4 protein-coding genes and 1 pseudogene are annotated in these 3,286 nt (G+C 63.0%); 4 read left to right on the top strand and 1 reads right to left on the bottom strand.

Annotated elements, in window-relative coordinates; translation table 11 throughout:
• From KZA10_RS10225 to KZA10_RS10210, 4 genes are all read left to right on the top strand, one after another.
• The coding region (locus KZA10_RS10225) for a hypothetical protein (RefSeq protein WP_218682806.1) at positions 1-372 on the top strand (372 nt) is incomplete at its 5' end.
• A gap of 40 nt (positions 373-412) precedes the next feature.
• Positions 413-988 carry a hypothetical protein gene (locus tag KZA10_RS10220; protein WP_007273072.1) on the top strand — a complete coding sequence of 192 codons (576 nt, stop codon included), beginning with the start codon at positions 413-415 and terminating at the stop codon, positions 986-988.
• A 72-nt stretch (positions 989-1,060) separates the two neighbouring features.
• Positions 1,061-1,204, top strand: coding sequence for a hypothetical protein (locus tag KZA10_RS10215; protein ID WP_218682805.1), 144 nt, complete (start codon positions 1,061-1,063; stop codon positions 1,202-1,204).
• A 106-nt stretch (positions 1,205-1,310) separates the two neighbouring features.
• On the top strand, positions 1,311-2,633 hold the full coding sequence (locus tag KZA10_RS10210; RefSeq protein ID WP_077351339.1) for a ferric reductase-like transmembrane domain-containing protein: 1,323 nt from the start codon (positions 1,311-1,313) through the stop codon (positions 2,631-2,633).
• Between the two features lie 354 nt (positions 2,634-2,987).
• On the opposite strand, the pseudogene KZA10_RS10205 reads toward KZA10_RS10210, so the two are convergent.
• A pseudogene (locus KZA10_RS10205) lies at positions 2,988-3,170 on the bottom strand (ISL3 family transposase); the annotation flags it as partial.
• Positions 3,171-3,286 lie beyond the last annotated feature (116 nt).

Raw genomic sequence — 3,286 nt, 5'->3', positions numbered from 1 at the left:
GAAGGTAGTTTGGAGCACGTCGAGGTCTTTCGGATGGGCAGCGTAGGAACTTCCATCATGGAAGACCTCGACACCTATCCCGCGATCGCCGCGCGGCCCCCACCTACACTCTCAACTGCGAAGAGCCCCTATAGCCTCGAGGCCGAGTTCGTCGAGGCGACAGAACGTGGTCAGGCAGGGCGCAGCGAAGGTAGTTTGGAGCACGTCGAGGTCTTTCGGATGGGCAGCGTAGGAACTTCCATCATGGAAGACCTCGACACCTATCCCGCGATCGCCGCGCGGCCCCCACCTACACTCTCAACTGCGAAGAGCCGGAAAAGCCGTCGCACCAGCAGTTCCGCTGCAGGGGCCGGCTTCTGCGGCACTCAATAACGGCTAAGCGCCAGAGCTTTGGCAGTGTTACTCTTTGGGCATGGTGGTACGCCGTTTGGAAAGCCTTGGTCTGATTATCGGACCCTTGCTGTTCGCCCTGTCACCGCTCTTCTGGATCGACGGACACTATGGAGTGACCGGCGGGCTTCTCATTGCCATAGCCGCCGTGCCCTGGGTGTACGGACTCATTGGGGAATACAACGCCCTCCGCCCCCGGTTTCCCCTTCTGTCGGGGCTATGGATGCTTCTGGTGCTGATCGGCATGTTCGGCACCGTCGCGTTCGGGCTGCAAGGCGTGTTTGAGAGTGTGTTCGGTATCACCGAGTTTCGCTCGCTAGCTACTTTCGACATCTACCCACTCCCGGTGGCTATTGTGCTGATTCTGGCCGGACCGCTCTTCCCGGTCGCGCTTTTGTCCTTGGGCGCAATGCATTGGTGGACCGGGCTCACGCCCCGCTGGAGCGCTGTGTTGTTGGTATTTGCGGCGGCTGCGTTCCCGGTTGCGCGGATATCTCGATCTGTCCCAGTTGCGTTCATCGCTGACCTCGTCATGCTCGCAGCCTTCTGTGTGGTCGCCTGGTTTGCCTGGCATCGAAGGGACGAGGAATCCATATAACTTGCGGCTTGCGCTCAATGATGCAGAACTCTGACCCTGATTTCCAGAACATCGCAAGAAAGGTGCGCTCCCATGACCACCCACTTCTATACTGCTTCAAGCCTCGACGGGTTCATCGCCCTCGGACTCGACATCCTCGCTAGATCCCGGCTCTGCCTCGTCTCCGACACCGGAACTGAGGTGATCGCCGACACCGTCCTTCAACTCAGCGCCTAACCATCACAATCGAAGGACACTGCGCTACACCACTACCTGGGGCTTGACCACCCCGCCTCGGGGGCCGCATAATCAACCAACTCTCCGAGAGATCCAGGACAGTTCAATGAGGCGCTCCCATCCGTCGCGCGCTACCGCCTGGGTAGCCGGCTACCTGGTGTTCGTCCTGGCGCCTCTCTTCGCTCTGCTCATAGGGACCGTCGGGCCGGCCCGGGACTTCTGGACCGAGTTCTCCGCCGCAATCGGCTATGCCGGGCTCGCGATGATGGGACTGCAGTTCGGTCTCACTGCCCGGTTCCGGCGAGTGACCGAGCCGTGGGGCGAAGACGTTCTCTATCACCTGCACCGCCAGCTCTCGTTGGTCGCCGTCGCCCTGGTTATCGCCCATCCGGTCATCCTGTTCATCGTCCGGCCAAACCTGATCGGACTCCTCACCTTCGTCGACGCGCCCTGGCGCGCGCGCTTCGCCGTGCTGTCCGTGGTGTCACTCCTAGTGCTCGTGATGACGTCGCTGTGGCGGGCGCGTCTGCGGATGCGCTACGAGACGTGGCACCATCTGCATGTCGTCCTGGCCGTCGCCGCGGTGGTCACCGGCCTGGCGCACATGGTGAGCTGGGGCTTCTACCTAGCCGATCCGTGGAAGAGGGCGCTGTGGATCTCTCTGACGGTGTTCTGGATCGGACTGCTCGCCTATGTGCGCATCGTCAGGCCGCTGTTCATGCTCCGCAGGCCCTACACGGTCACACAGGTGCGTGCTGAACGCGGCGACACCACGACGCTCGTGATGGAGCCCGACGGGCACGACGGCTTCCACTTCGAGCCCGGTCAGTTCGGCTGGCTCACCGTCTGGGGCGGTCCCTTCCGCATCACGGGTCACCCGTTCTCCTTCTCCGGCAGCGCTGAGGCCGGCGAGGGATCGGTCGAGATGTCGATCCGCAGGCTAGGGGACTTCACCGCTACGGTTGGGACGATTCCGGTCGGCAAGCGAGTCTACGTGGACGGACCCTATGGGGCGTTCACGATCGGAAACCCGGCCGACATGCACATCCTCATCGCTGGCGGTGTCGGCATCACACCGATGATGAGTATCATCCGGACCCTGGCCGACCGACACGACAACCGGCCTGTCATCCTGCTGTACGGGGCTACAGACTGGGAGTCGATCACGTTCCGCGAGGAACTCGACAAGATCGCCGGCCGGCTGGCGCTGACCACCGTCTACGTGCTCACCGATCCGCCCGCCGACTGGACCGGCGAGCGAGGCTTCATCACCGCTGACATCCTGCGGCGCCACGTCCCGCCGCCATACGACGAGCACGAGTACTTCATCTGCGGACCACCCCCGATGATGGACTCGATGGAGACCACCCTCAGCACACTGGGCGTACCGATGTCCAAGTACCACTCCGAGCGATACAACTTCGCCTGAAGGAGGCCTGAATGCGCCGTACACTCGCCGATCGGCTCGCTATCGCCACCGGCATCCTCATCGTTCTGATGTCCGCCATGTTCGCCCTCGCGCGCGTGGCAGCCTGACGCTCAACCAACGGAGGTAGTGGTTCGGTCCGGCACAGCGTCGTCTGGCGGGTGTTGCTGGACGTTGGTGATGTCCCGATCGGTAAGCCCTGGACCATGTCGCTGACCGCGACCCGGGACCGCTGCACGGATAAGTGGCTCATCGCATTTGAGGGTGTAGGTGGGGTCTGAAGCCTCCGGCTTCGAGCAGGCTTCTGGCGATGTAGTTCGTGAGGTTGCGGAAGCCGAGGGCGGAGCCGCGGAGGTGTTCGAGGCGGCCGGGAGCGTCGATCAGACGACGCCGGCCCTCGGTGAGGATCGCACTGTTCGCGGTATGCCAGGACACCCCAAGACCGGCCGCGGCGCGGGTCACGGTGAGATGGTCGACCACGATCGCCGTAAGCGCCCAGTCGAGCCCGCCACGCGAGATCTTCGCGCGGGGGTCTGATGCAGGAACAGGTGACTGTTCTGGTCAGGCCGCGAGGGCCAGTTCTTCGTTCATGATGGTCTCGAACTCGACCGGCGTCAATCGACCCAGGCGGACCTGTCGACGTCGCCGGTGGTAGG

This window comes from Microbacterium sp. BF1, from assembly GCF_019279095.1.
Classification (GTDB): domain Bacteria; phylum Actinomycetota; class Actinomycetes; order Actinomycetales; family Microbacteriaceae; genus Microbacterium; species Microbacterium maritypicum.
This window is presented reverse-complemented; position numbering and strand designations above follow the sequence as displayed.